This is a genomic window from Salinispora sp. CH2A1_6, from assembly GCF_056820975.1.
Window position 1 is genome coordinate 350,105 of record NZ_JBXEDG010000001.1, and the last position, 21,721, is coordinate 371,825.

17 protein-coding genes and 1 riboswitch are annotated in these 21,721 nt (G+C 70.4%); of the genes, 10 read left to right on the forward strand and 7 right to left on the reverse strand.

The genetic code is table 11. The features are described 5' to 3' along the window. The first annotated feature begins 20 nt into the window (after positions 1–20). Both AC1UKG_RS01670 and AC1UKG_RS01675 read left to right on the forward strand, forming a co-directional pair. Positions 21–602, forward strand: a complete 582-nt coding sequence (locus AC1UKG_RS01670; protein WP_482642116.1) for an HD domain-containing protein — start codon at positions 21–23, stop codon at positions 600–602. Beyond that, a complete protein-coding gene (locus tag AC1UKG_RS01675) occupies positions 599–1,546 on the forward strand; it encodes a phosphotransferase (protein WP_018744873.1) in 948 nt (315 codons plus the stop codon). The genes AC1UKG_RS01670 and AC1UKG_RS01675 overlap by 4 nt, the downstream gene beginning before the upstream one ends. A gap of 1,106 nt (positions 1,547–2,652) precedes the next feature. On the opposite strand, the gene AC1UKG_RS01680 is transcribed toward AC1UKG_RS01675, so the two are convergent. Next, positions 2,653–3,180, reverse strand: coding sequence for a hypothetical protein (locus tag AC1UKG_RS01680; protein WP_482642115.1), 528 nt, complete (start codon positions 3,178–3,180; stop codon positions 2,653–2,655). Positions 3,181–3,256: 76 nt separating this feature from the next. On the opposite strand from AC1UKG_RS01680, the gene AC1UKG_RS01685 reads away from it, so the two are divergent. The 4 genes from AC1UKG_RS01685 (at position 3,257) to paaN (ending at position 8,570) form a co-directional block, all read left to right on the forward strand. Further along, entirely contained in the window at positions 3,257–3,577 is a 321-nt protein-coding gene (locus AC1UKG_RS01685; protein WP_482642114.1) for a DUF805 domain-containing protein, read from the forward strand. Between the two features lie 567 nt (positions 3,578–4,144). Further along, positions 4,145–4,279, forward strand: a riboswitch (SAM riboswitch). A gap of 10 nt (positions 4,280–4,289) precedes the next feature. After that, positions 4,290–5,576 (forward strand): threonine synthase, encoded by a 1,287-nt coding sequence (thrC, locus tag AC1UKG_RS01690; protein ID WP_482642113.1) that lies wholly within the window; start codon positions 4,290–4,292, stop codon positions 5,574–5,576. A gap of 269 nt (positions 5,577–5,845) precedes the next feature. Then, the gene (locus AC1UKG_RS01695; RefSeq protein WP_475890344.1) at positions 5,846–6,844 is read left to right on the forward strand and encodes a GNAT family N-acetyltransferase; all 999 of its coding nucleotides are present in this window, start codon (positions 5,846–5,848) and stop codon (positions 6,842–6,844) included. A 52-nt stretch (positions 6,845–6,896) separates the two neighbouring features. After that, complete coding sequence (gene paaN, locus AC1UKG_RS01700; RefSeq protein ID WP_482642112.1) at positions 6,897–8,570, forward strand: phenylacetic acid degradation protein PaaN; 1,674 nt, start codon at positions 6,897–6,899, stop codon at positions 8,568–8,570. Positions 8,571–8,715: 145 nt separating this feature from the next. Here the strand turns inward: paaN and AC1UKG_RS01705 are convergent, their stop codons facing one another. Continuing rightward, entirely contained in the window at positions 8,716–9,555 is an 840-nt protein-coding gene (locus tag AC1UKG_RS01705; protein WP_033663750.1) for an SAM-dependent methyltransferase, read from the reverse strand. 178 nt (positions 9,556–9,733) lie between these two features. Then, positions 9,734–10,270: a GNAT family N-acetyltransferase gene (locus tag AC1UKG_RS01710; RefSeq protein ID WP_018744882.1), complete on the reverse strand. Its 537-nt coding sequence runs from the start codon at positions 10,268–10,270 to the stop codon at positions 9,734–9,736. A 211-nt stretch (positions 10,271–10,481) separates the two neighbouring features. Between AC1UKG_RS01710 and AC1UKG_RS01715 the strand changes: the two genes are divergently transcribed. After that, positions 10,482–10,685, forward strand: coding sequence for a cold-shock protein (locus tag AC1UKG_RS01715; RefSeq protein WP_482642111.1), 204 nt, complete (start codon positions 10,482–10,484; stop codon positions 10,683–10,685). A 645-nt stretch (positions 10,686–11,330) separates the two neighbouring features. Beyond that, a complete protein-coding gene (gene groL / locus AC1UKG_RS01720) occupies positions 11,331–12,953 on the forward strand; it encodes a chaperonin GroEL (protein WP_018221617.1) in 1,623 nt (540 codons plus the stop codon). 58 nt (positions 12,954–13,011) lie between these two features. Here groL and AC1UKG_RS01725 read toward each other — a convergent pair whose 3' ends face one another. The 3 genes from AC1UKG_RS01725 to AC1UKG_RS01735 all read right to left on the reverse strand — a co-directional run bounded on the left by AC1UKG_RS01725 (position 13,012) and on the right by AC1UKG_RS01735 (position 16,754). Further along, complete coding sequence (locus AC1UKG_RS01725) at positions 13,012–13,215, reverse strand: hypothetical protein (protein ID WP_018814676.1); 204 nt, start codon at positions 13,213–13,215, stop codon at positions 13,012–13,014. 75 nt (positions 13,216–13,290) lie between these two features. Further along, a complete protein-coding gene (locus tag AC1UKG_RS01730; protein ID WP_018744884.1) occupies positions 13,291–14,232 on the reverse strand; it encodes a GNAT family N-acetyltransferase in 942 nt (313 codons plus the stop codon). Positions 14,233–14,327: 95 nt separating this feature from the next. Further along, positions 14,328–16,754, reverse strand: a complete 2,427-nt coding sequence (locus AC1UKG_RS01735; protein WP_482642110.1) for a S8 family serine peptidase — start codon at positions 16,752–16,754, stop codon at positions 14,328–14,330. Between the two features lie 160 nt (positions 16,755–16,914). On the opposite strand from AC1UKG_RS01735, the gene AC1UKG_RS01740 reads away from it, so the two are divergent. Beyond that, positions 16,915–18,726, forward strand: coding sequence for a glycerol-3-phosphate dehydrogenase/oxidase (locus tag AC1UKG_RS01740; protein WP_482642147.1), 1,812 nt, complete (start codon positions 16,915–16,917; stop codon positions 18,724–18,726). A gap of 85 nt (positions 18,727–18,811) precedes the next feature. Here AC1UKG_RS01740 and AC1UKG_RS01745 read toward each other — a convergent pair whose 3' ends face one another. After that, complete coding sequence (locus AC1UKG_RS01745) at positions 18,812–20,206, reverse strand: FAD-binding oxidoreductase (protein ID WP_482642109.1); 1,395 nt, start codon at positions 20,204–20,206, stop codon at positions 18,812–18,814. Between the two features lie 280 nt (positions 20,207–20,486). On the opposite strand from AC1UKG_RS01745, the gene AC1UKG_RS01750 reads away from it, so the two are divergent. Beyond that, positions 20,487–21,692 carry an FUSC family protein gene (locus AC1UKG_RS01750; RefSeq protein ID WP_482642108.1) on the forward strand — a complete coding sequence of 402 codons (1,206 nt, stop codon included), beginning with the start codon at positions 20,487–20,489 and terminating at the stop codon, positions 21,690–21,692. The last annotated feature ends 29 nt before the right edge of the window (positions 21,693–21,721 follow it).

The following is a 21,721-nucleotide window of genomic DNA, read 5'->3' on the forward strand; positions in this document are numbered from 1 at the left end:
CTGAACAGGAGGTATTGGCGATGACGATTCTCGCGCCGCCCCGGGCGCCGATCGTTGAGGACGCCCTGGCCGTGGCCAAGCAATGGTGCGCGGGGCGCACGATCGACGACCGGCCTGCACTCACCCACGCCGCCAGAGTCGCCGTCACTGTCGGCGAACACCGACCTGACGTGGATGTCGATGTCGTGGCCGCCGCGCTGCTACATGACGCGCCCGAATTCGCGCCCGTGTCCCTGAAGCTCGACCAATTCCTTGAGTACCGGTTCAGCCCGGAGGTCCGCCGACTGATCCGGGGCATGCAGTCCGAGCACGAGGCCATGGACCGTGGGAAGCCGTTCATCCCCGACCTCGCTGACAGCCACCTCATGCTGCTGTCCGTGGCGGACAAAGTTGTGGCCCTGCGGTCGCTACTACGCCGAGCTGACCTGTTCGGCGATGTCACGGCATTCTTCGCCCGTCGCCGCCCGCTGCTTGACCTGCTCGCATTCTTCCGCACCTACCAGCGCACGAGCATGGGCGCCGTTCCCACAACTCTCAGTTTGGCCCTCGACGCGGCCCTGGCCGACCTGGCCCAGGCAACGGCGACGGTCCCCAGAGCATGAGCGCACTCAATGTGCCCCAGCTCGACTCGGTCTGCGAGGACCTGTGTCAGCGTGCAGGCCTCGCCATCCCCACCAAGCGTGCGGCTATCCGGGTGTGGGCCCTGTCGGGAGTGCAACGGCTCACCTTGGCCGACGGCCACACCGTGATCGTCAAATACGCCACGGCGCCGTTCATGGGGGAGGCGCAGGTACTGACGGCCGCGGCCCACGCCGGTGCGCCCGTGCCCGCCGTACACGCCGCAACAATCCACAACAAAAAGCTGATCATGATCGTGGAAGATCTCGGGGAGCCCGTCCGCCAGCCCAATGACATCGACGGTGCCGCAGCTGCCGCAGCCTTGCATCAAAAGAGGATCGAGCCCGGTGGCCTGCCCGTATGGGGCGAAGCCCAACTCGCAGACATCCCGTCCCATGCAGTCGCACTGCTGACCGGATTGCGCGCCGGTGGCCGGTTCGCCACCGCCGCGGACCTCCTGCGGCCCCTGGAACTCCTCGCTAGGGACGCCCCACACCTGGCGGCCGGTGCCGAAACCCCGCCGTTCGGCGTCATGCATGGCGAGTTCCACCCCACCGCGCTGCACATCGGAAGCACCGGCCTACGCGTGATTGACTTCGCCATGGCCTTTGTCGGACCAGGCATCTTCGACCTCGCGGCCTGGCAAGGAACCCGACAGCCACCCGACCCCGCCCGAATCGACAACCAGCTCCACGCCTACATCAACGCGGGTGGTGACCCACGTGTGCTCGACCCTCGCGGCGGACGACCCGCCGGTGTCTGGGCGCTGGGCTGGCACCGCCTCTGGAGCACCGCCTGGTTCCTACGCCTCGCCACCTCCGGCGACGATGACGCCGACGACGCTCGCGTGGAACAGATCATCCGCCGACAGGTCACCAGCGCAGTCCGGCTGCTGATTGACGACGAGCGTGCAGCTTGGAGCGCTTGACCAGGGGCCGAAGGTGGGCTGTCCGCCAGTCTGGGGCTGAAGAACTGGCTACCTTCGCGCGGCCGATCGCCGGGACCGACTGCCGCCTCGCTTCGGCCGCCGTTTGGGAGTCGCCGCAAGACGTGGCTACTGGGATAGGAGTGGCATCAACCGTCGATGCCGCTCGCAGCGTTGTCCCCTCGCAGGTGACACACTATCTGATTGAGCAGGCCATGTAGGTCGGCCGACTCAGGGACCGTCGTTTGGTTGACGGCCTCCCAGAACACTCGGTTGTCCTGAGCCTGCCTCGTGAACTCGCCGTGACGGCCGCAGAGGGCTGGCCAAGCCAGAGACCGGCAAACCAGCGGTGATGCTGCCGGCATCGCCGGCTGCCTGTTGTCGCAGTGCATATGCTTCCAAGTAAGCTCGTCCATATCGATTTCCGTTCACCGACCGCTGTATGCGGCCGGACGAAGTCGTGGGCTACTAGGTCGCCGTACGCCTCCGCCCAGGGTCTACACCGTCCCCGGGTGCCGCAGACGGGGCGTGGCCGTCAATCTGCCGGTGGTCGTTCAGGTCTCGCCACCAGCGGCGGATGGTGGCGTCGGCCGGTGTCACCGCTGTTCCTAAGTAGGCTGCGAGGGTGCCCAATTGCCCTGCCCGACCGAGCTGAGGTAGTCGTAGGCGGTATAGGTAGGCGGACACGGCCATGCGGATCCGCAGACCGGACATCGGTCCACGCGCGGCCAGTGTTTGGTGATGATCCGCCGAGCATTCAGGATCATCCGGGCCGCTCAACGCCTCCTGTAGTGCGCGAGGCGTAGCGAGAAACGAGTCGTTGTCTGCCACCGTCAGGAGCTGGGCTGCCAAGATCTGCACGTCGGTGACGTCGGCGGTGTCCGGATCGATGGTGACTTGTTGGGGGTGGTGTCGGTTGGTGGCATTTGGGTTGCAATTTGGGGGCTACTATGGCATTCGTCGTCCGTGGTCACGTCGGCTTCGAGGGGCCGAGGCGAACTGCTGGCCCGGGTGGCGGTGACGTGGATCGCGAGGATGGCCGGCGGTGCCGCCTCGCCCGTGAGCGCGACCGTTGTATCGCCTCCGGGCGAACAAGGCGCGGCCCAGGGTCATCCCGGAGCGGTATCAGTCTGAGTCTGGGCGCAGACCTCGCTAACCTGCCGGGTGCACGCGTTTGCAGATGCGGAGAAGTCCATTCCGGACCAGTAGGTGGGGTAAAGGCTGACAGCCTTTCCGTCATCTGCTCTTATCACCGGGAAGTCGGTTTCGTAGGTCGCGCCATCGGCTCGCCTGCCCTGAACGCGTAGAACCAGATGCTCCACACCTGTGTCGGTGGCTGGATAGTGCTTGACCCCCACCACGAGCGGCATCTCGTCGTTCGGCAGCCATCCCTCAGAAGTGGTGAATTCGAGAATTGACCTGCAATTCGATCGGCTGCCGGCGGTCTGACACAGGTCGGCGAACCTGCCGGCCTGCGCCAGGTCCACGGCTACCGAAAGTAGCTCCTCGGCTTCACTTGTCTCAATTGGGCGGGGGCTTCCCTGGTCCATGTCCGCCGTGAGCGTAATGGTGGATGAGAGCGCCAGCAGGGCCACGGTTCCGCCAAGTACTAACGAACAGGCGGTTGTTCTCCTCATCAGGGCTCCTCCGCTGGTCGGTCCATCCCGCATGCAGCGTAGTCGATCCCGCTGTCGGGTCACCGAAAACGTTTGGGTGACCGGTGTAGTCACACCGCCTGGTGACAAGTTGCCCAGCACGCGGGAACGTGCGGACCAGTATGAGACGAGTCCGGTCACTGTTCGCAAAGCGGTCGATATCCTTATTGACTCGGTAATTGTGCGACGCCTGCACGACACCGGCAATACCGACTGGTGGCTGATGATTGGGATTATTCCGTTGATCGGTGGGGTAATCCTGCTGGTATTTGCTGCAATCAAGGGCGCATCCGGCCCGAACCGTTTCGGCCCAGACCCGAAGGGTTACCACGAGCTCAACGATCCGCTACAGGGAAACACGCCCGGTCTGGTCGCCTGACAACATCCCGGAAGTCAGCCTGCTTCTGCCAGCGGTGGGGCAGGCTGGCTACTCCAACGTCACCTGATCTTCAGCTGAGGTGAAGTAATCTCAGCGATTTCCGGTAGGTGCTTGTACCCGAAGTGGGTCAGGTGACGTGCGGCGGCGATGTCGTTGATCCGGCGTGGGTCGGCGGTGGTGTGTCGCAGGGTTTTCCAGCGTCCGGTCAGGATCGCGAAACCTCCTTCATCCTGCCTGTGCAGTCCGCGCAGCTGACCTCGCTGACAGGGTGCAGCAGGCGCACAGATGGGGCAGCTCGACAGCGAGCGGAGCGAGCCCGGTCCCTGGCAGCCCGGCACCCTCAACCGCATCGGGAACGTCAGGCAACCGCCCGGCAACCGTCCCCCAGGCAATGCCAGCCCTCATGACCACCCCGATCGTTACAGGGAGTGATGCGGCGGCCGTCGTGGTGAGCCGGGCCGAGGGGTGGCCCTGCGCCGCTGCGGGGTGAATCACATTTCGCCACAGGGTGGGACCGGATGGTCATCGGCCGTCATCGCCGGCTTACACTCGGCGGCACAACTGAATGCCTCATCCAGAGGGGCTGAGGGACACGGCCCGAAGACGCCCCGGCAACCACCCCACGTGATCACCCAGAGTGACCGGCGGGGCAGGTGCCAATTCCGGCCCCGCCGCAGAGTGCGACGCGGGGGCAGATGAGAGGAATCTCGAGATGACGTCCACCCTTGCCCCGTCCGGGATCGACCCCGCCGCCAGCCCGGCCCGCGCCCTGGTGTGCCGCGCCTGTGCGGCCCGGTACCCGCTCATCGCGCAGCACGCCTGTTACGAGTGCTTCGGTCCGCTGGAGGTCGACCACGACCCCGCCGTGCTGGCCGCCGTCACCCGCGAGCAGATCGAGGCCGGCCCGCGCAACATCTGGCGGTACGCGCCGCTGCTGCCGGTCGGCCAGGACCCGGCCACCCGGGTCACCCTCGACCCGGGCTTCACTCCGCTGGTCGCGGCCCCGCGGTTGGCCGCCGAGCTGGGCCTCACCGCGCCGCTCTGGGTCAAGGACGACAGCGCCAACCCGACCCACTCGTTCAAGGATCGGGTGGTGTCGGTGGCGCTGACCGCCGCCCGGTCGTTGGGCTTCACCCGGTTCGCCTGCGCCTCCACCGGAAACCTGGCCAACTCGGTCGCCGCGCACGCCGCCCGCGCCGGTGCCCCGTCGGTGGTGTTCATCCCCAGCGACCTGGAGCAGGGCAAGGTGCTCACCACCGCCGTGTACGGCGGGGACCTGGTTGCGATCGACGGGTCGTACGACGACGTGAACCGGCTCTGCGGCGAACTGGTGGAGACCGACGAGTTCGAGGACACCGCCTTCGTCAACGTCAACGTGCGGCCCTACTACGCCGAGGGGTCGAAGACGCTCGGCTACGAGGTGGCCGAGCAGCTCGGCTGGCGGATCCCCGCCCAGGTGGTGATTCCGATGGCCTCTGGTGAGCTGCTGACAAAGGTCGACAAGGCGTTCGCCGAGTTGGTCGAGATCGGCCTGGTCGAGGCGCCGGCTGGCGGCTGGCGGGTGTTCGGGGCGCAGTCGGCGGGCTGCAGCCCGATCGCCGCCGCCCTGCACGCCGACAGTGACACCATCAACCCGGTCAAGCCGACCGGCATCGCCAAGTCGTTGAACATCGGTGACCCGGCCGCCGGCCCGTACGCCCTGGAGTCGGTCCGCCGCACCGGCGGATGGATGGCGGCGGCCGACGACGACGAGATCCGGGCCGGGATCCGGCTGCTGGCCCGTACCGCCGGGGTCTTCGCCGAGACCGCCGGCGGGGTGACCGTGGCAGTGCTGCGCAAGCTCGTCGAGTCCGGCCGGCTCGACCCGACCGCCGAGACGGTCATTTTCAATACCGGTGAGGGGCTCAAGACCCTGGACGCGGTGGCGGATCAGGCGGGCCCGAGCCACCGGATCAAGGCGTCGCTGCGCGCGGCCCGGGACGCCGGTCTGATGGGTTGATCGGCCGATTAGTGATCAGTACGGCCGTACTGCGTGAAAACTGCCCGTGCGGGCTTGACGTCCGGTTTTTCTTGACGAAGAATAGCTAACGCGGGAGGGCTCTCGCCGGAGACTTTGTTCTTTCGACCCAGCGCCAGCGGCGTTGCGTGGGAGTCCCTCCCGACCACCTCCAATTTCCCGCCGCCGCCCTGACTTCCTGCCTGGTGGCGAGGCCGGGGTCGGCGATAAATAACTGGACCGGCCAGCGCCCCGTGACGCAGGCTGCGGGCATGGGCATCACCATCACCCCCTTCGGCCCCGCCGATGACCAGGCGATCGACGCCGCGGTCCGGATCGAGGCGGCAGCAGCCGCCGTTGATCTGCCTGACTTTCCGCTCTTCTGCCCGCAGCGGTTCATCGGATCCGTGCGGCATCCAATGCCCGGCGACGCGCCGGTGCACCAGCTGGCCCACCTCGACGGTGCGCCCGCCGGCCTGCTCACCCTGGAGTTGCCGCAGCTGGACAATACCGAGAACGTCTTCGTCGACCTGATGGTGCATCCGGACGCTCGGCGCCGGGGGGTTGGGCGGGCACTCTTTGATCGCGCGGTCGAGCTGGCCCGGGAACACCGGCGTAAGCGGCTGACCGCGATGACCGTGGACACGGCGGCGGCTGGTGCCGCGTTCGCCCGGACGCTCGGGGCGGACTCCGTGCTGGCCGACGTCCGCCGCCGGCTGGACCTCGACCAGCTCGACCCCGCGACGCTGGCCCGCCTGCTGGCCGAGGCCCAGGACCGGGCCACCGACTACCAGCTGGTGTTCTGGCAGGGCCACACTCCGGAGGAGTACCAGGCCGACGTCGCCTACCTCGAGGGGCGCCTCATCGCCGACGCGCCGATGGGGGACCTGGCGTGGGAGCCGGAGCGGTACGACGCCGAACGGATCCGGGCCACCGACGTCGCCCTGGACGCGCGCGGCCGACGTCGCTACCACACCGGAGTACGCCACCGGGCTTCCGGCCGGCTCGTCGGGTGGACCATGCTCGACGTGGCGGCCACCGTCGACTGGCACGCCCTCCAGCAGATCACGATCGTGGACCCGGAGCACCGGGGGCACCGCCTCGGCCTGCTCGTCAAGCTCGAGAACCTGCGGTACCTGCGGTCCCACGAACCGGCGGTGCGGGTCATCAACACGTTCAACGCCGCCGCCAACGACCACATGATCGCCATCAACGAGCAGCTCGGGTTCCGGGTCGCGGATTGCTGGTCCAACTGGCAGTTGACGATCTGATCTGTGACGCGGCCCTACTGATCGTGCTGACATCTGTTGCATGATGTCGGGCATGACGGAGACCCCGCACCCCCTGTACGACAGGCACGCCGACACCCTCGACCGGGCGCTGACCGCCATCTCGCAGCGCGGATACTGGTCCGCCTACCCGGAGTCGCCCAGCCCGCGGGTGTACGGCGAGACCGCCGCCGACGACGGCAGGGCGGCCTTCGAGGCGTACCTTGGTCGTGACTTTCCCCTTGACCAGGCCGGCGCCGGCAGCACGGTCCAGACCGAGGTCAGCCCCTTCGGCGTCGACCTGGGCGTCGGCTACCCGCACGCGAGCGCCGACCACCTCACCACCGCCGCCGCCACGGCGCTGCCGTCGTGGCGGGACGCCGGCCCCCGCTCGCGGGTGGGCGTCTGCCTGGAGATCCTGGATCGGCTGCACCGTAACGTCTTCGAGCTGGCCAACGCGGTGCAGTTCACCAGCGGGCAGGCGTTCGTGATGGCCTTCCAGGCGGGCGGTGCGCACGCGTTGGACCGGGCGTTGGAGGCGCTCGCCTACGCGTACGCGGAGATGACCCGGCACCCGGGAACGGCCGGCTGGGAGAAGGCGGCGGGCAAGGGTGACCCGCTGCGGATGACCAAGACCTTCCACGTGGTGCCGCGGGGCGTCGCGCTGGTGATCGGCTGCAACACCTTCCCGACCTGGAACTCGTACCCGGGGCTCTTCGCCTCGCTGGTCACCGGCAATCCGGTGATCGTCAAGCCGCACCCGCGCGCGGTGCTGCCGCTGGCGATCACGGTGCGGTACGCCCGCCAGGTGCTCGCCGAGGCCGGCTTCGACCCGAACCTGGTGCAGCTCGCCCCCGAGGCGCCGGGCGAGAAGCTCGCCTCCACGCTGGCCCAGCATCCGGCGGTGCGGATCGTCGACTTCACCGGCTCCTCCGAGTACGGCGACTGGCTGGAGGCCAACGCCCGGCAGGCGCAGGTCTACACCGAGAAGGCCGGCCTGAACGCGGTGGTCATCGACTCCACCGACGACTTCGGCGGGATGTGCCGCAACCTGGGTTTCACGCTGACCCTCTACAGCGGCCAGATGTGCACCACCTCGCAGAACATCCTGATTCCCCGGGACGGCATCGAGACCGACCAGGGGCACAAGAGCTTCGCCGAGGTGGCGGCCGGCATCGCGGCGGCGGTAGGCAAGCTCACCGCCGATCCGGCGCGCAGCGTGGAGCTGACCGGTGCGATCGTCAACGACGGGGTGTTGGAGCGGCTGGACGAGGTGACCAAGGTCGGTGAGTCGGTGTTGCAGTCCCGTACCGTCACCCACCCGGCCTTCCCCGGCGCGGTGGTCCGGACGCCCGCCATCGTTCGACTGAACGCCGACGACACCGCCACCTACACGCGGGAGTGGTTTGGCCCGATCTCGTTCGTGATCGGGACCGACTCGACCGCGCACAGCCTGGAGCTCCTGCGCGCCACGGTGGGTGAGCAGGGTGCGTTGACCGCGGCGGTCTACTCGACCAAGGACGCGGTGCTGGACGCGGCCGAGATGGCGGCGGTCGAGGTGGGGGTGCACCTGTCGGCGAACCTGACCGGAGGTGTCTTCGTGAACCAGTCGGCGGCCTTCTCCGACTTCCATGGCAGCGGCGCCAACCCGGCGGCGAACGCGGCTCTCACCGACGGCGCCTACGTCGCCAACCGGTTCCGCATCGTGCAGAGCCGTCGCCACGTCTGAGCAGACCCAGCCCCGCGCGGCGGCGGGCGCGCGAACGCGGGCTCACGCCTCGCGTTCGTGATCTGCGCCGTGGTCAGTTCCGGGCGGACGACTCCTTCACGGTGTTGTCCGCCCGGTGCCAGGCCGATGTCACAACGAAGACGAGCTAGGGCTTGCGAGCGATGCCGGCCCAGTAGTAGGCGGCGTGCGGGTCGGCGGGCGCGCCGTCGTCGGGCTGCCAGGCCGCCACCGGGACGATTCCCGGCTCCACCAGTTCCCAACCCTCGAAGAACCGGGCGACCTCGTCGCGGCTGCGGGGCACGAGGGTCATGCCGCTGCCAACGGCGGCGTCCACGGCCATCTTGACGGCCTCGGGGTTGAAATCGCCGGTCGGATGAGTAATCGCCACGTAGCTACCGGACGGCAGGGCGTCCATCAGTACCCGAATCTTGCGCCACGGGTCGTCGGCGTCCTCGAGCAGCATCAGGGTCGCGATAATCGTCAGCGCGACCGGCTGGTCAAGGTCAAGCACTTCGCGCAGTTTCCGGTGGTTGACAATCAACGCCGGCTCCCGCAGGTCAGCGTGGATGTACTCGCTGCGTCCCTGCTCGGTACTGATCATCAGGGCCCGGGTGTGGGCCAGGACAATGGGGTCATTGTCGACATAGACCACTCGGGTGTCCGGGGCGATCTGCTGGGCTACCTCGTGCAGATTCGGCCTGGTGGGGATGCCGGTGCCGACGTCCAGGAACTGCCGTACGCCGGCCTGTCCGACCAGGTAGCGGGCCACGCGGTGGACAAATCGACGGTTCTCGGCGGCCATGGACCGCACCGTCGGGATCGCCGATATCATGGCCTCGGCGACGGCCCGGTCAGCGGCGAAGTTGTCCTTGCCCCCGAGCCAGTAGTCGTAGATCCGCGCGGAGTGTGGCACACCGTTGTCTATCGTGGACGAGTCGGTCTGCTGCTGATCTGCCGTAGCCGGGTTGCTGCTGGGCACAGTCACCTCCTACTGAGGATGCTCGTGGAGCGGGCGTACTCAGCCTAGCCGGACATCGACACCGACGGCATTCCCGAAAATCAGTGCGGCCGCGGTCCGGGCGGGACCGGGTACGCCTCCCGGCCGGGCCTGCCGGTCGGGCCTCGTGTCGGTGGCCCGAACCTGGTCGGCGTTACCGCGTCGTTCAGGCCGGGCGGCGCATCTGTAGCTCGGTGAGGGTCGGGATCGTCGGGTGTGGAAGGCGGCGGCCGGTGTCGATGAACCCCAACCGACGGTACGCCCGGTAGGCCCGCTCGTTGCCGACCACGACCTCCAGCATCAGCTCCGGACGACCGCAGGCGCGGGACCAGCCCGCCACCGCGTCGATCAGGTCGGAGAGCAGCCCGCTGCCCCGCCAGGGCGGGGTGATGTAGACGGCGAAGATGACGGTGAGCCCCGGTTCGTCCGGAGTCGCCGCGCCCCCGGCGTGTCCGACCAGGCGGCCGCTCGGGTCCGCGACGAACTGCGCGTTGGTGATGCCCGCCGAGGTGTACGCGATGCGCGCCGCGTAGTCGGCGTGGGGGCGGGCTGCCGCGTCGGCCAGCGTCTCCAGGAAGGCCAGCGGTGCGTCGGCGAGCATCTCCAGCCGCAGCGCCCGCATCCTGGCGGTGTCGGCTGGCTGGACCCGACGGACCCGCGCCCGCCGGGTCGATGCCGGCCCCGGGGCGGGATCGCTCGTCATGTCGGTTATTTATCACAATGATGCCTGACGATATAGGCCCACTGGGCGTATGTCCGATTTGTGGCCGTGCGCCGTCGTCACGCCTCGTGTAGCGTGCGATTTCGGTCACCGGTTCAGCGGCCGTCGCCGATCGTCGAACCGGTGCCACCCGCCGGCCGGTGTGCCGGCTCGGCCGGGGTGAGTGGAGTCGCGCAGAGTTAGGAAGTGCACCGTGGCACAGGGCACCGTGAAGTGGTTCAACGCCGAAAAGGGCTACGGCTTCATCGCCGTTGACGGGGGGCAGGACGTCTTCGTCCATTTCTCTGCTATCGAGATGGACGGCTACAAGGCGCTGGACGATGGCCAGCGGGTGGAGTTCGAGATCGCCCAAGGTCAGAAGGGCCTGCAGGCCGAACGGGTGCGCGTCGTCGCCTGAGCGACCGGCGCTGCCTTGGGGGCGACCGGCGTAACGGTCGTCCCCACAATCGTCGCCGCCCAGCCGACCGGCTCGGGCTGGCGCGCGGTCGGGATCACGCGGCTTCCCGCACCGCTCCTCGTGCGTGACCCGGCTCTCGCCAGGTAGCTGCTCCCGCGTGTGGCCGCGACTACCGGCATGTACTGCTGTGCCCCTGTTTGCGCGGCCACCGCTGCGCTGCTCTTTCCGCTCCGCAGCGCTCTCAGTGCCGCACTGTCACCCTCCCGAGCCCTACCTGACCAGCAGGTAGGGCTCGTTGCCGTGGTTGCCGCGCCGTCGGCGTACGAGGGGCTGGTGAACGTCGCTCGGCGGGGCGGTGGAAGTCGACTGCCCTGGGCGATCGTGCTTGCACTCGGCAGGGGGGAGTGCTAAACAGGTCCTTGGCACTCGCATACCGTGAGTGCCAATGGTCGGGGCGGGAGGGCCACGGCCGCAGCGGCGTCGCCAGACGCGGGTGCGGCAGTTGGCCGGTCGTCGCGGGCTATCCGGCCCGGCCGACGGACGTCGCCGTCGCCAGGTGGCGATGTCTGAAGGTGCGTAACCAGGCGGCCCATCCGGGAGACACCCTCTCGGGTGGCCCGTGAGTGTCCAGGAGGACAACGCCGTATGGCCAAGATGATCGCGTTCGACGAGGAAGCTCGCCGCGGCCTCGAGCGGGGCATGAACCAGCTCGCTGACGCCGTGAAGGTGACCCTCGGCCCCAAGGGCCGCAACGTCGTGCTCGAGAAGAAGTGGGGTGCTCCCACCATCACCAACGATGGTGTGAGCATCGCCAAGGAGATCGAGCTCGAGGACCCGTACGAGAAGATCGGCGCTGAGCTGGTCAAGGAGGTCGCGAAGAAGACCGACGACGTCGCCGGTGACGGCACGACGACGGCGACCGTCCTGGCCCAGGCCATGGTCCGTGAGGGCCTGCGCAACGTGGCCGCCGGCGCCAACCCGATGGCCCTGAAGCGGGGCATCGAGACCGCGGTCGCCAGCGTCTCGGAGGAGCTGCTGAAGCTCGCCAAGGACGTCGAGACCAAGGAGCAGATCGCCTCCACCGCCTCCATCTCCGCTGGTGACCCCAGCGTCGGCGAGATCATCGCCGAGGCGATGGACAAGGTCGGCAAGGAAGGCGTCATCACCGTCGAGGAGAGCAACACCTTCGGCCTGGAGCTCGAGCTCACCGAGGGTATGCGCTTCGACAAGGGCTACATCTCCGCGTACTTCATGACCGACCCGGAGCGGATGGAGGCCGTCTTTGACGACCCCTACATCCTGATCGTCAACAGCAAGATCTCCTCGGTCAAGGACCTGCTCCCGATCCTGGAGAAGGTCATGCAGTCGGGCAAGCCGCTGCTGATCATCGCCGAGGACATCGAGGGCGAGGCCCTGGCGACCCTGGTCGTCAACAAGGTCCGGGGCACCTTCAAGTCCGTCGCCGTCAAGGCCCCGGGCTTCGGTGACCGCCGCAAGGCCATGCTCGGTGACATCGCCATCCTCACCGGTGGCCAGGTCATCAGCGAGGAGGTCGGCCTCAAGCTGGACGCCGTCAGCCTCGACATGGTGGGTCGCGCCCGTAAGGTCGTGGTGACCAAGGACGAGACCACGATCGTCGACGGTGCCGGCGACGCCGAGCAGATCCAGGGTCGGGTCAACCAGATCCGGGCCGAGATCGACAAGAGCGACTCCGACTACGACCGGGAGAAGCTGCAGGAGCGGCTGGCCAAGCTGGCCGGCGGCGTTGCGGTGATCAAGGTCGGCGCGGCCACCGAGGTCGAGCTGAAGGAGCGCAAGCACCGCATCGAGGACGCCGTTCGCAACGCGAAGGCTGCCGTCGAGGAGGGCATCGTCCCGGGTGGCGGCGTCGCGCTGGTGCAGGCCGGCAAGACCGCCTTCGACAAGCTCGACCTGACCGGTGACGAGGCGACCGGCGCCCAGATCGTCAAGATCGCGCTGGACGGCCCGCTGCGGCAGATCGCCGTCAACGCCGGCCTCGAGGGTGGCGTTGTCGTCGAGCACGTCCGTGGCATCGAGGCCGGTCACGGCCTGAACGCCGCGACCGGTGGCTACGTGGACCTGATGGCCGCGGGCATCATCGACCCGGCCAAGGTGACCCGTTCGGCGCTGCAGAACGCGTCGTCGATCGCGGCGCTCTTCCTCACCACCGAGGCCGTCGTGGCGGACAAGCCGGAGAAGACCCCGGCTGCCCCGGCTGGCCCGGGCGGCGGAGAAATGGACTTCTGAGTCCAGTTTTCGCGAGACCAGCGGGGCGGGCCGTTCAGCGGTCCGCCCCGCTGCGTGTTCACATGGGCAGCGGCCGTTGGTTGCGCCGCTTCTGCGTCTGGTCGTACGGCTGGGGCGCCGGGACCGGCTCGTCCACGACCGGCACCGGTTCGTCGGCGGGCGGTGCGTCGGCGCCGTCCATCTCCGCCTGCTGTTCGGCGTCGCCGAAGTCGAGACGGTCAACGGGCAACGGTGGCCCGGGCTGTTCGTCGTCCGTCGTCATGTGGGCCTCCTCCATCGAAACGGTAGGGGCCGTTGCCGGCTAATGGGGGCGAATGACGCTATCGGATGATCTATCCTATTTGCCGGTTATTGCTCCCCCGAGGCTCCGCCGGTACCCGAAGAAGACCCGCTCGATCCGGGCGCCCGCGCTGCCCGAGTAGAACCGAACCGGCCCCACCCAACCAATCTGCGCCTGCGCGATCCCCGCGGCCCGCTGGTCGGCGAGGCAGCGACGCAGCAGCACCCCACCGATCCCGGACCCCGCCGCGGCCGGCGCGGTGCCCATCGGGCCGAACCAACCCGGCCGGGACGAACCCCAGGCGGCGAAGCCGAGGAGGTCGCCGTCGCGCTCGGCGAGATGGCAGCCGGCCCGGTCCCGGCCAATCGACTCGGCCACCTCCGCGGCCCAGGCGCCGTCGAAGGTCCCCGACGCGAACGCCGTCAGCGCCGGCAGATCCGCCGGCTCCGCCCGTCGTACCGTCACCCCCTGACCGGCCAGCCGCTGTTCCGCCGGTGCCGTCGCCCGCAGCGCCGGGCTCTCGGCGCAGGAGAGGTCGGCGGTCATGTTCCAGGCCGTGCCGTCCCGGGTGTACCCGAGCGCCTCCGCCGCACAGATCGCCGGCGTGTAGCGCACATCAATGCCGGGCCAGGCATAGTGCGGCGGGTTGCCGGCCAGCAGCACCTCCCTCGCCCCGAGGCCGGCGAGCCGTCGCTCGGCGCGCGACACCAGCGCCCGCGCCCCGCCCCGCCGCCGGTGCGCCGGCTCCACCGCGATCAGGTCCACATGCCCGGCTGGGCTGCTCGGCGCGGAGAGTGAGCCGAGCAGTACGCCGATGAGCCGGTCGTCCTGATGCGCGCCCAGCGCGACGACGGGGCGGCTCGCGGCCGCCCGCGGCCAGAGCGTCTCCACGATCGCCCCCGCCTCGGCGGCGTCATCCGGCAGATCCAGAGACCGGCCGCACAGCTCGATCACGGTCGGTAGCTGCTCCGGCGTCAGCTCGGTGACCTTGAGATCCATGGACGCTGACCCTAGGCCACCAGTGCACAGTTGTTAAGAAGGTCCCCGGCCGGCGGAACCCCCGGCCAACGCGCGTCAACCTCGGCCAACGCGCCTCAACCGCGGGCGGCGCGGACAGCAGCGTACGCGTCCACCAGGCCGGCACCCGCGACCTGCGCGGGATCGCCGCAGTCGTCGCTGACCTGGACCGCGGTGGCCGTCTCGGTCAGGATCTGGCGCGTCCGAGGTAGATCCCCGATCAACGCCGGATTGGCCGACCACATCAGCGCCGCCACCCCGGCCACCTGCGGAGTCGCCATCGACGTGCCGCTGAGCGCGCCGTACCCGCCACCCGGCAGCGCGCTGAGCACCTCCGCGCCGGGGGCGACCAGGTCCGGCTTGGTACCGCCGTCGGGGCCCGGGCCGCGCGAGGAGAAGTCGGCCACCCGTCGCTGCCGGTCAACCGCGCCGACGGTCAGGACATCCCGGTGGAAGGCCGGGGAATCCTCGATCGAGCGGCAGCGGGGGCCGGTGTTGCCCGCGGCGACCACCACGAGGATCCCGGCAGCGGCCAGGGCGGCAACAGCCGGCTGGAGTGCGCCAGCGTCACAGCCCTCCAGCGCGGGGCAGGCCCACGAATTGGTGAGAATCTCCGGTGCGCGGTGTGGGCGACCGTCGCGGAACGGATCCCCGCCAACGGGGAAGGGCGCCAGCATGAACTGGAGGCAGTCCAGATAGAGCGCGGGGTTGCCGAGGTTACGGTCCAGATTGACGCAGCCGGTCCAGGTGGCCCCGGGGGCGACCCCGGCCCCGTCCCGGCCGACCGCGCTGCCGAGCGTGTGGGTGCCGTGCCCGCCCCGGTCCCGCGGGGTCGAGGTGGCGTTCCAGGGGTCAAACCACGAGTCGTCCCCGCCGCGGAAGCCGGCCGCCAGCCCCGGATGGGTGCCGTCCACCCCCGAGTCGGAGCTACCCACGGTCACCCCCGTACCGGTGATCCCCAGCTCCGACCAGACCCGGTCGGCGCGGATCAGCCGGATGTTCCACTCCGCGCCCGGCGGCGGTGCGGCGTCTCCCAGGGCGACCGGGGCGGGCGCGGGTAGTGGGCGGACCCGCTGGCTGATCAGCACCCGATCCACCTCGGGACGGTCCGCCAGCCAGGCCCGCACCAGCGGCCCGCCGTCCACCTCGATCGCGTTGACCAGGTAGTAGGGCGTGTGGTCAAGCCGGAACCGGCGCAGCTCCCGGCGCAGGTCGGCCTGCGTCCGTTCGGCGGTCTCCACCAGCCGCTGGTAGACCTCGGCGGCCCGCCGGTCGCGACCGGCGCGCCCGGTGGCGGCGGGGACGCCGCTCAGGTCGGCCTGCTCCCGGAGCACCACGAAGAGCCGTTCCCCATGCAGCCCGGGCTGCCCCGGCCCGACGGCTACCGCCCCGGTCGTCACCAGCAGGGTGGCCGCCGCCACCCCGGCCACCAGCCGACTGGGCCGGGCGCCGGGACGTCGGCAGAGCATCACCCCGTAGCCGATGGCGAGCAGGACCGCGACGGTGAGGCCGGCGCCGGTGGCGACCGCCACCCAAAAGGGCACGTCCCGGGCGTCGGCCAGCACCAGGCTGACCTCCTCCGGGTCGGCCCAGGCGAGTGGGCCGAAGACGCTCAGCCCCACCAGCCCGGCGGTGGCGGGCCCGACGCCGGTCGCTGTCCGCCGGGCGGCGGTGGCCAACGCCGCCAGCGCGAAGCCGGCCGGCGGCAGCACCAGCAGCAGCGGCAGCTGGGCGCCGGACTGCCCGACTCCTGCCCCGAGCAGCAGCAGAACGACGCCGGCGGCCAGACCGTCCACCAGCACCAGCGGGCCTGGCCGGGGTGGGGTGTCGGCGCTGCGGCGGGACCAGAAGGCATCGGTCAGGAGTGTCGCTGCCAAGCCACCCACGGCCGTGGCCGCGAGTGCGGCGAGCAGCGTCTCCAGTAGTCCCCCGAGCGCGCCGACCCAGACCCACGGCAGCAGCAGGGCCAGCCCGCCGGTGAGCCCGAGCAGCGTCACCGGGGCGGGGCGTGGGGCGTGCCGCCGGAGCCGGTCCGACCCGCCTTCCGGCGCCCGCGGCGCGATCCGGTGGGCGACCAGCCGGTGGATGAGCAGGGCGGCCAGCCCGGCCGTGCCGGCGAGCGTTGCCAGATACGCCTCGTGCTGCACCGGGGGCAGCACCCGCGGCAGGCTCAGCGCGCCGAACACCAGCAGACCCACCAGCCAGAGCTGGCCGACGGTGCGGACCACGCGGGAACGGGGCAGCAGGGCGAGCAGCAGGGTGGGCATGCCGGCCAGCACCACCACCGCGACAGTGGCTACCGGCCAGAGCCAGACCAACCGGTCCACGCCGAACAGGAGGAGGAGTTGGTCGGTCAACCAGCCGCCGAGCTGGGTGACCACGGTGAGGCCGACGATCCACAGACCGACGAAGACGGCGGCGACCACCGGTGCGGGGCCACTCGGCGGTGGGCCGGCCGGGCTCGGCAGGGGGTGGGCTGGCCAGGGTCCGGGCTGCACCGGCACACCGTACGTTGTCGTCGGATTCGCCGCGGTGCGTCGTCGGAAACACCGCCGTACCACTGTGTCCCACCGCCGGGCCGGCGGTGGGACAAAGTGTCCCAGAATTCGCTGCTGCCCTGGCCGGGACGGGGAGGGCTACCGTGGAGGTGTGCGTGACCCGAATGTGTCCCGAGCGACGGCCAGCCAGCTCTCTCCGCAACGGCGCACCGCCGACCTGCGCAGCCTGGCGGCCGAGCATTTCGATGTCCTGATCATTGGTGGCGGGGTCACCGGCGCTGGCGCCGCTCTGGACGCCGCCTCGCGTGGCCTGAAGGTTGCCCTCGTCGAGGCGCGCGACTACGCGGCCGGCACGTCCAGCCGGTCCAGCAAGCTGATCCACGGTGGCCTGCGCTACCTCGAACAGCTCGAGTTCGGCCTGGTCCACGAGGCGCTCACCGAGCGGGGACTGCTGGCCACCCGGCTCGCGCCGCACCTGGTCCGCCCGGTGCCGTTTCTGGTGCCGCTGCCCGGCGGCGGGCTCCGGGACCTGCCGGCCCGGATGCTGCGCCGCGCCTACTACGGCGCGGGCGTGGCGGCGTACGACGCGTTCGCCGGCGTCTTCGGCGGCGGCCGGGGCATGCCGCTGCACCGGCACCTGACCCGCGAGGGCGCCCGTCGAACCTTCCCGAGCCTCAAGGCGGAGGGGCTGGCCGGCGCGATCCGTTACTACGACGGCCAGGTCGACGACGCGCGGCTGGTGGTCACCCTCGCCCGGACCGCGGCCAGCCTCGGCGCGACCGTGGTCACCAGCGCCCGCGCCGTCGGTCTGATCCGACAGGCCCGCGAGGTGACCGGGGTCCGGGTTCGGGACCTGGAGGCACCGGCCGACTCCCCGGACGCCGAGTTCGAGGTGCGGGCCCGCACCGTGATCGCGGCGACCGGGGTGTGGAGCGACGACATGTCCCGGATGCTCGACGATGTCGGGCTACGCCCCGGGGTTCGGGTCCGGGCCTCGAAAGGCGTACACCTGGTGGTGCCTCGATCGGCGATCACCGGCGAGACCGGGCTGATCCTGCGGACCGCCACGAGTGTGCTCTTCGTCATCCCCTGGGGCGGGCACTGGATCATCGGTACGACCGACACCGACTGGCGGCTGGACCGCTCCCACCCCGCGGCCTCGGCCCGGGACATCGAGTACCTGCTGGCGCAGGTCAACACCGTCCTGGACCGGCCGCTGACCACCGCCGACATCGAAGGCGTGTACGCGGGGCTGCGACCGCTGCTGGCCGGCGAGGCGGACTCCACCTCCAAGCTGTCTCGGGAACACGCGGTGATCGAGCCGATGCTCGGGCTGCTGTTGGTCGCCGGGGGCAAGTACACGACGTACCGGGTGATGGCCGCGGACGTGGTCGACCGGGCGGCGCACCGGCTCGGCGCGGCGCGGCGGTCGCGTACGGCCGACCTGCCGCTGCTTGGCGCCGACGGGTACGCGGCGATGTGGCGGGACCGGGCGGACCTGGCCCGTCGGCACGGGGTCCCGGTCGGCGTGGTCGAGCATCTGCTGGAGCGCTACGGCAGCCTCGCCCTGGACTTGTTGGCCCTGGTCGACGCCGACCCGTTGCTCGGCTCGCCGTTGGCCGGCGCCCCGGAGTACCTGGCCGCCGAGGTGACCTACGCGACCCGGGCCGAGGGGGCGCTGCACTTGGAGGACGTGCTGGACCGGCGGACCCGGATCTCCATCGAGACCGCGCACCGTGGCCTGGAGTCCGCCGAACACACCGCGGAGCTGATGGGCGCGGTGCTGGGCTGGAGCGCCGAGGCCCGGGCCCGGGAGGTGGCGCACTACCGGGCGCGGGTGGCGGCGGAGCGTAACTCGCAGCTGATGCCGGATGACGCGACGGCCGACACGGCCCGGCTCGGCGCACCCGACGTCCGTGGCTTCGCCGCCGACCGGGGGGACGGGGATTCGGTGGAGCGCGCCGCCCCCTCCCCGTAGCCGCAGCGTCGGGTCGGCGCATCGTGCCCGGTTGACCAAGCCCGTCGGGTCAGCGCACTGTGCCGGGTTGACCGGGCCCGTCGGGTCAGAGCACCTTGCCCGGGTTGAACAGGCCCGTCGGGTCCAGCGCCGCCTTGATCGCGTGGTGCACCCGGATCCCGACCGGACCGACCTCCTCGGCCAGCCACTCGCGCTTGAGCAGGCCGACTCCGTGCTCGCCGGTGCAGGTGCCCCCCAGTTCGAGCCCCAACCGCATGATCTCGTCGAACGCGCGTCGCCCCCGGTGGAGGCTCGCCGGGTCTGCCCGATCCACCACGATGTTCGGGTGCAGGTTGCCGTCTCCGGCATGCCCCACCACCCCGATCGGTATGTCGCACTCGGCGGCGATCCGCGCCACCCCGTCGAGCATGGCGGCCAGCGATCCGCGCGGCACCGCCACGTCGTCAATCACCAGACCACCGTTGCCATCCGGGTACGTGTCAGCGGCGAACCGCTCCATCGCCGGGTGCGCCAGTCGGCGTGCCTGTAGCAGCGCTGCTGCCTCGGCCGCGTCGGTCGCCGCGTACACCTCGTCGGCGCCGGCCGCCGTGCAGACCGCCGTCAGCGCGGCCAGGTCCTCGGCGGCGCGCGCGCCGGTGTCAACGGCGGCCAGTAGCAGCGCCGCCGCGTCCTGGCGCAGGCCCATCGGCCGGTACGCCTCGATGGCGCGCAGGTGCGTCTGGTCGAGTAGCTCCAGCAGGCTGGGGGAGAGACCCTGGGCGGCGATCTCCGCCACCGCGGCCCCCGCGGCGGTGGCGCTCGGGAAGACCGCCACCATGGTCAGCGACTCCGCCGGAGCGGGCCGCAGCGCGACGGTCACCTCGGTGAGCACCCCCAGGGTGCCCTCGGAGCCGACGAAGAGGCGGGTCAGGTCGTAGCCGGCCACCCCCTTCGCGGTACGGCGTCCGGTGCGCAGCACCTCGCCGGAGGCGAGCACCACCTCGAGGCCGAGCACGTACTCGGTGGTCACGCCGTACTTCACGCAGCACATGCCACCGGCGTTGGTGGCGACGTTCCCGCCGATGGTGGACGACTCCCAGGAGCCGGGGTCCGGCGGGTACCACAGCCCGTGCTCGGCGACCGCGGCACCGAGGGCCGCGTTGACCACTCCGGGTTGCACCACCGCGATTCGGCTGACCGGATCGATCTCCAGGATGGTGGTCAGGGCCGAGGTGCTGATCACCACGGCGCCATCCACCGCGTTCGCCGCGCCCGCCAGCCCGGTCCGGGCGCCCTGCGGCACCACCGGTGCCCTGTGCCGCGCCGCGGCACGTACCACCGCCGTCACCTGGGCGGTGTCCCGGGGGCGGGTGACCACGAGTGGCGTGCCGGCGGCGCAGAGATCCGCCTCGTCCCGTTGGTGCGCCCGGAGCAGATCCGGGTCGGTCAACACCGCGTCGGCGCCGAGCGCGGCACGCAACTCGTCGAGGAGGGGGCCCATGAGCCGAGGCTACGACCCGCGCCGCCCGCTCCCAAACCCGCCCTCGTGCCCGCCCCCAAACCGCCTTCGCGCCTGGCCCTTTTCGCTCCGTCCCAAACCGCCCTTGCGACCGGCCCTTTCGCTCCACCCCGCGCCCGGCTCGTCGCCGGTCCGTTCCGGGCGCGCGGTACGGAACTGCCGTGCAGAGGATTCGACCGGGTGCGGGGTGGGTAGTACTCGCCGTGGCCCGGGACGAGCGACCTTCGCTGGTGTAGCGACTCGGGCGCGGGATGGCGGTGGTATGAACATCGACGGCGCCCGGATCGCGGCGACGGTGCAGCGGTGGCGCCGTCGCGGCCAGGCGACTCTGCACGACCGGGTGTCCCGGGTCCGCGCGACGTTGGTGCTCTCCGTGCAGGCCGGACTCGCCGCCGGCATTTCCTGGCTGGTGGCGCATGAGCTGCTGGGCAGCCCGCAGCCCGTCTTCGCACCGATCTCGGCGGTCGGTACCCTCGCCGTCTCGGTCGGCCAGCGCTTCCGTCGAACGATGGAGCTGATCGTCGGGGTGGCGGTCGGGGTGGCGGTTGGGGACCTCTTGATCTTTTTGTTGGGAACCGGGCCGTGGCAACTCTGTCTCGTGGTGACCTCGGCGATTCTCCTGACCGTCTTCGCCGGCGGGAGCGTCGCGATCCTGATCCAGGCGGCGGCGACGGCTGTTCTGATCGTCACGCTCAGCCCGGCCGGGCACAACCTGGAGCTACCGCGGTTCCTCGACGCGTTGATCGGCGGTAGCGCCGCGCTACTGGTGACCGCGCTGCTGTTACCACTGAACCCGGTACGGGTACTCAACCGGGCTGCCCAGCCGGCCTTGGACCTACTCGCCAACCAGCTCGACGCGACCGCTGACGGGCTGCGAAAACGGGACCGGGACAAGGCGCACCGCTCGCTGGAGAAGCTCCGTGACCACAAGGAAGAGCTTGCGTCGTTCGACGAGGCGATCCAGGGCGCGAAGGAGACCGCCACGCTGTCCCCCGCGCGGTGGCACCGCCGCGACGAGTTGACCCACTACGCGGAGGCGGCCGACCCGGTCGAACGGGCGATTCGAAACAGCACCACGCTGGCCCGGCGTGCTGTCACCCTGATCGAGGACGCGGAGCAGATCCCCGACCCGATGCCGGCCTCAATGGTTCACCTCGCTGAGTCGGTGCGGCTGCTCCGGCACGAGTTCGCCGTCGGCGAGGAGCCGGAGCGGGCCCGCGAGCGGTCGCTGCGCGCGGTCAAAGAGGCCGCGCGGGCATACACCGATGGCGTGGGCTTCTCCGGCAGTGTGGTGATCGCCCAGGTGCGTACCGTCGCCAGCGACCTCCTGGTCGCCTCCGGTGTCACCCAGGAGGAGTCGACCCGCCTGGTCCGCGAGGCCTTCGGCGACCTGAAGGAAAACAAGAAGCGCGCGGTGGAGTCGGAGCAGCCTGAGGGGAAGTCGGACCCCCCGTCCGCGGCGGGGTGATCCGGCGGGGTGTGGTTTCTGGCCCCCGC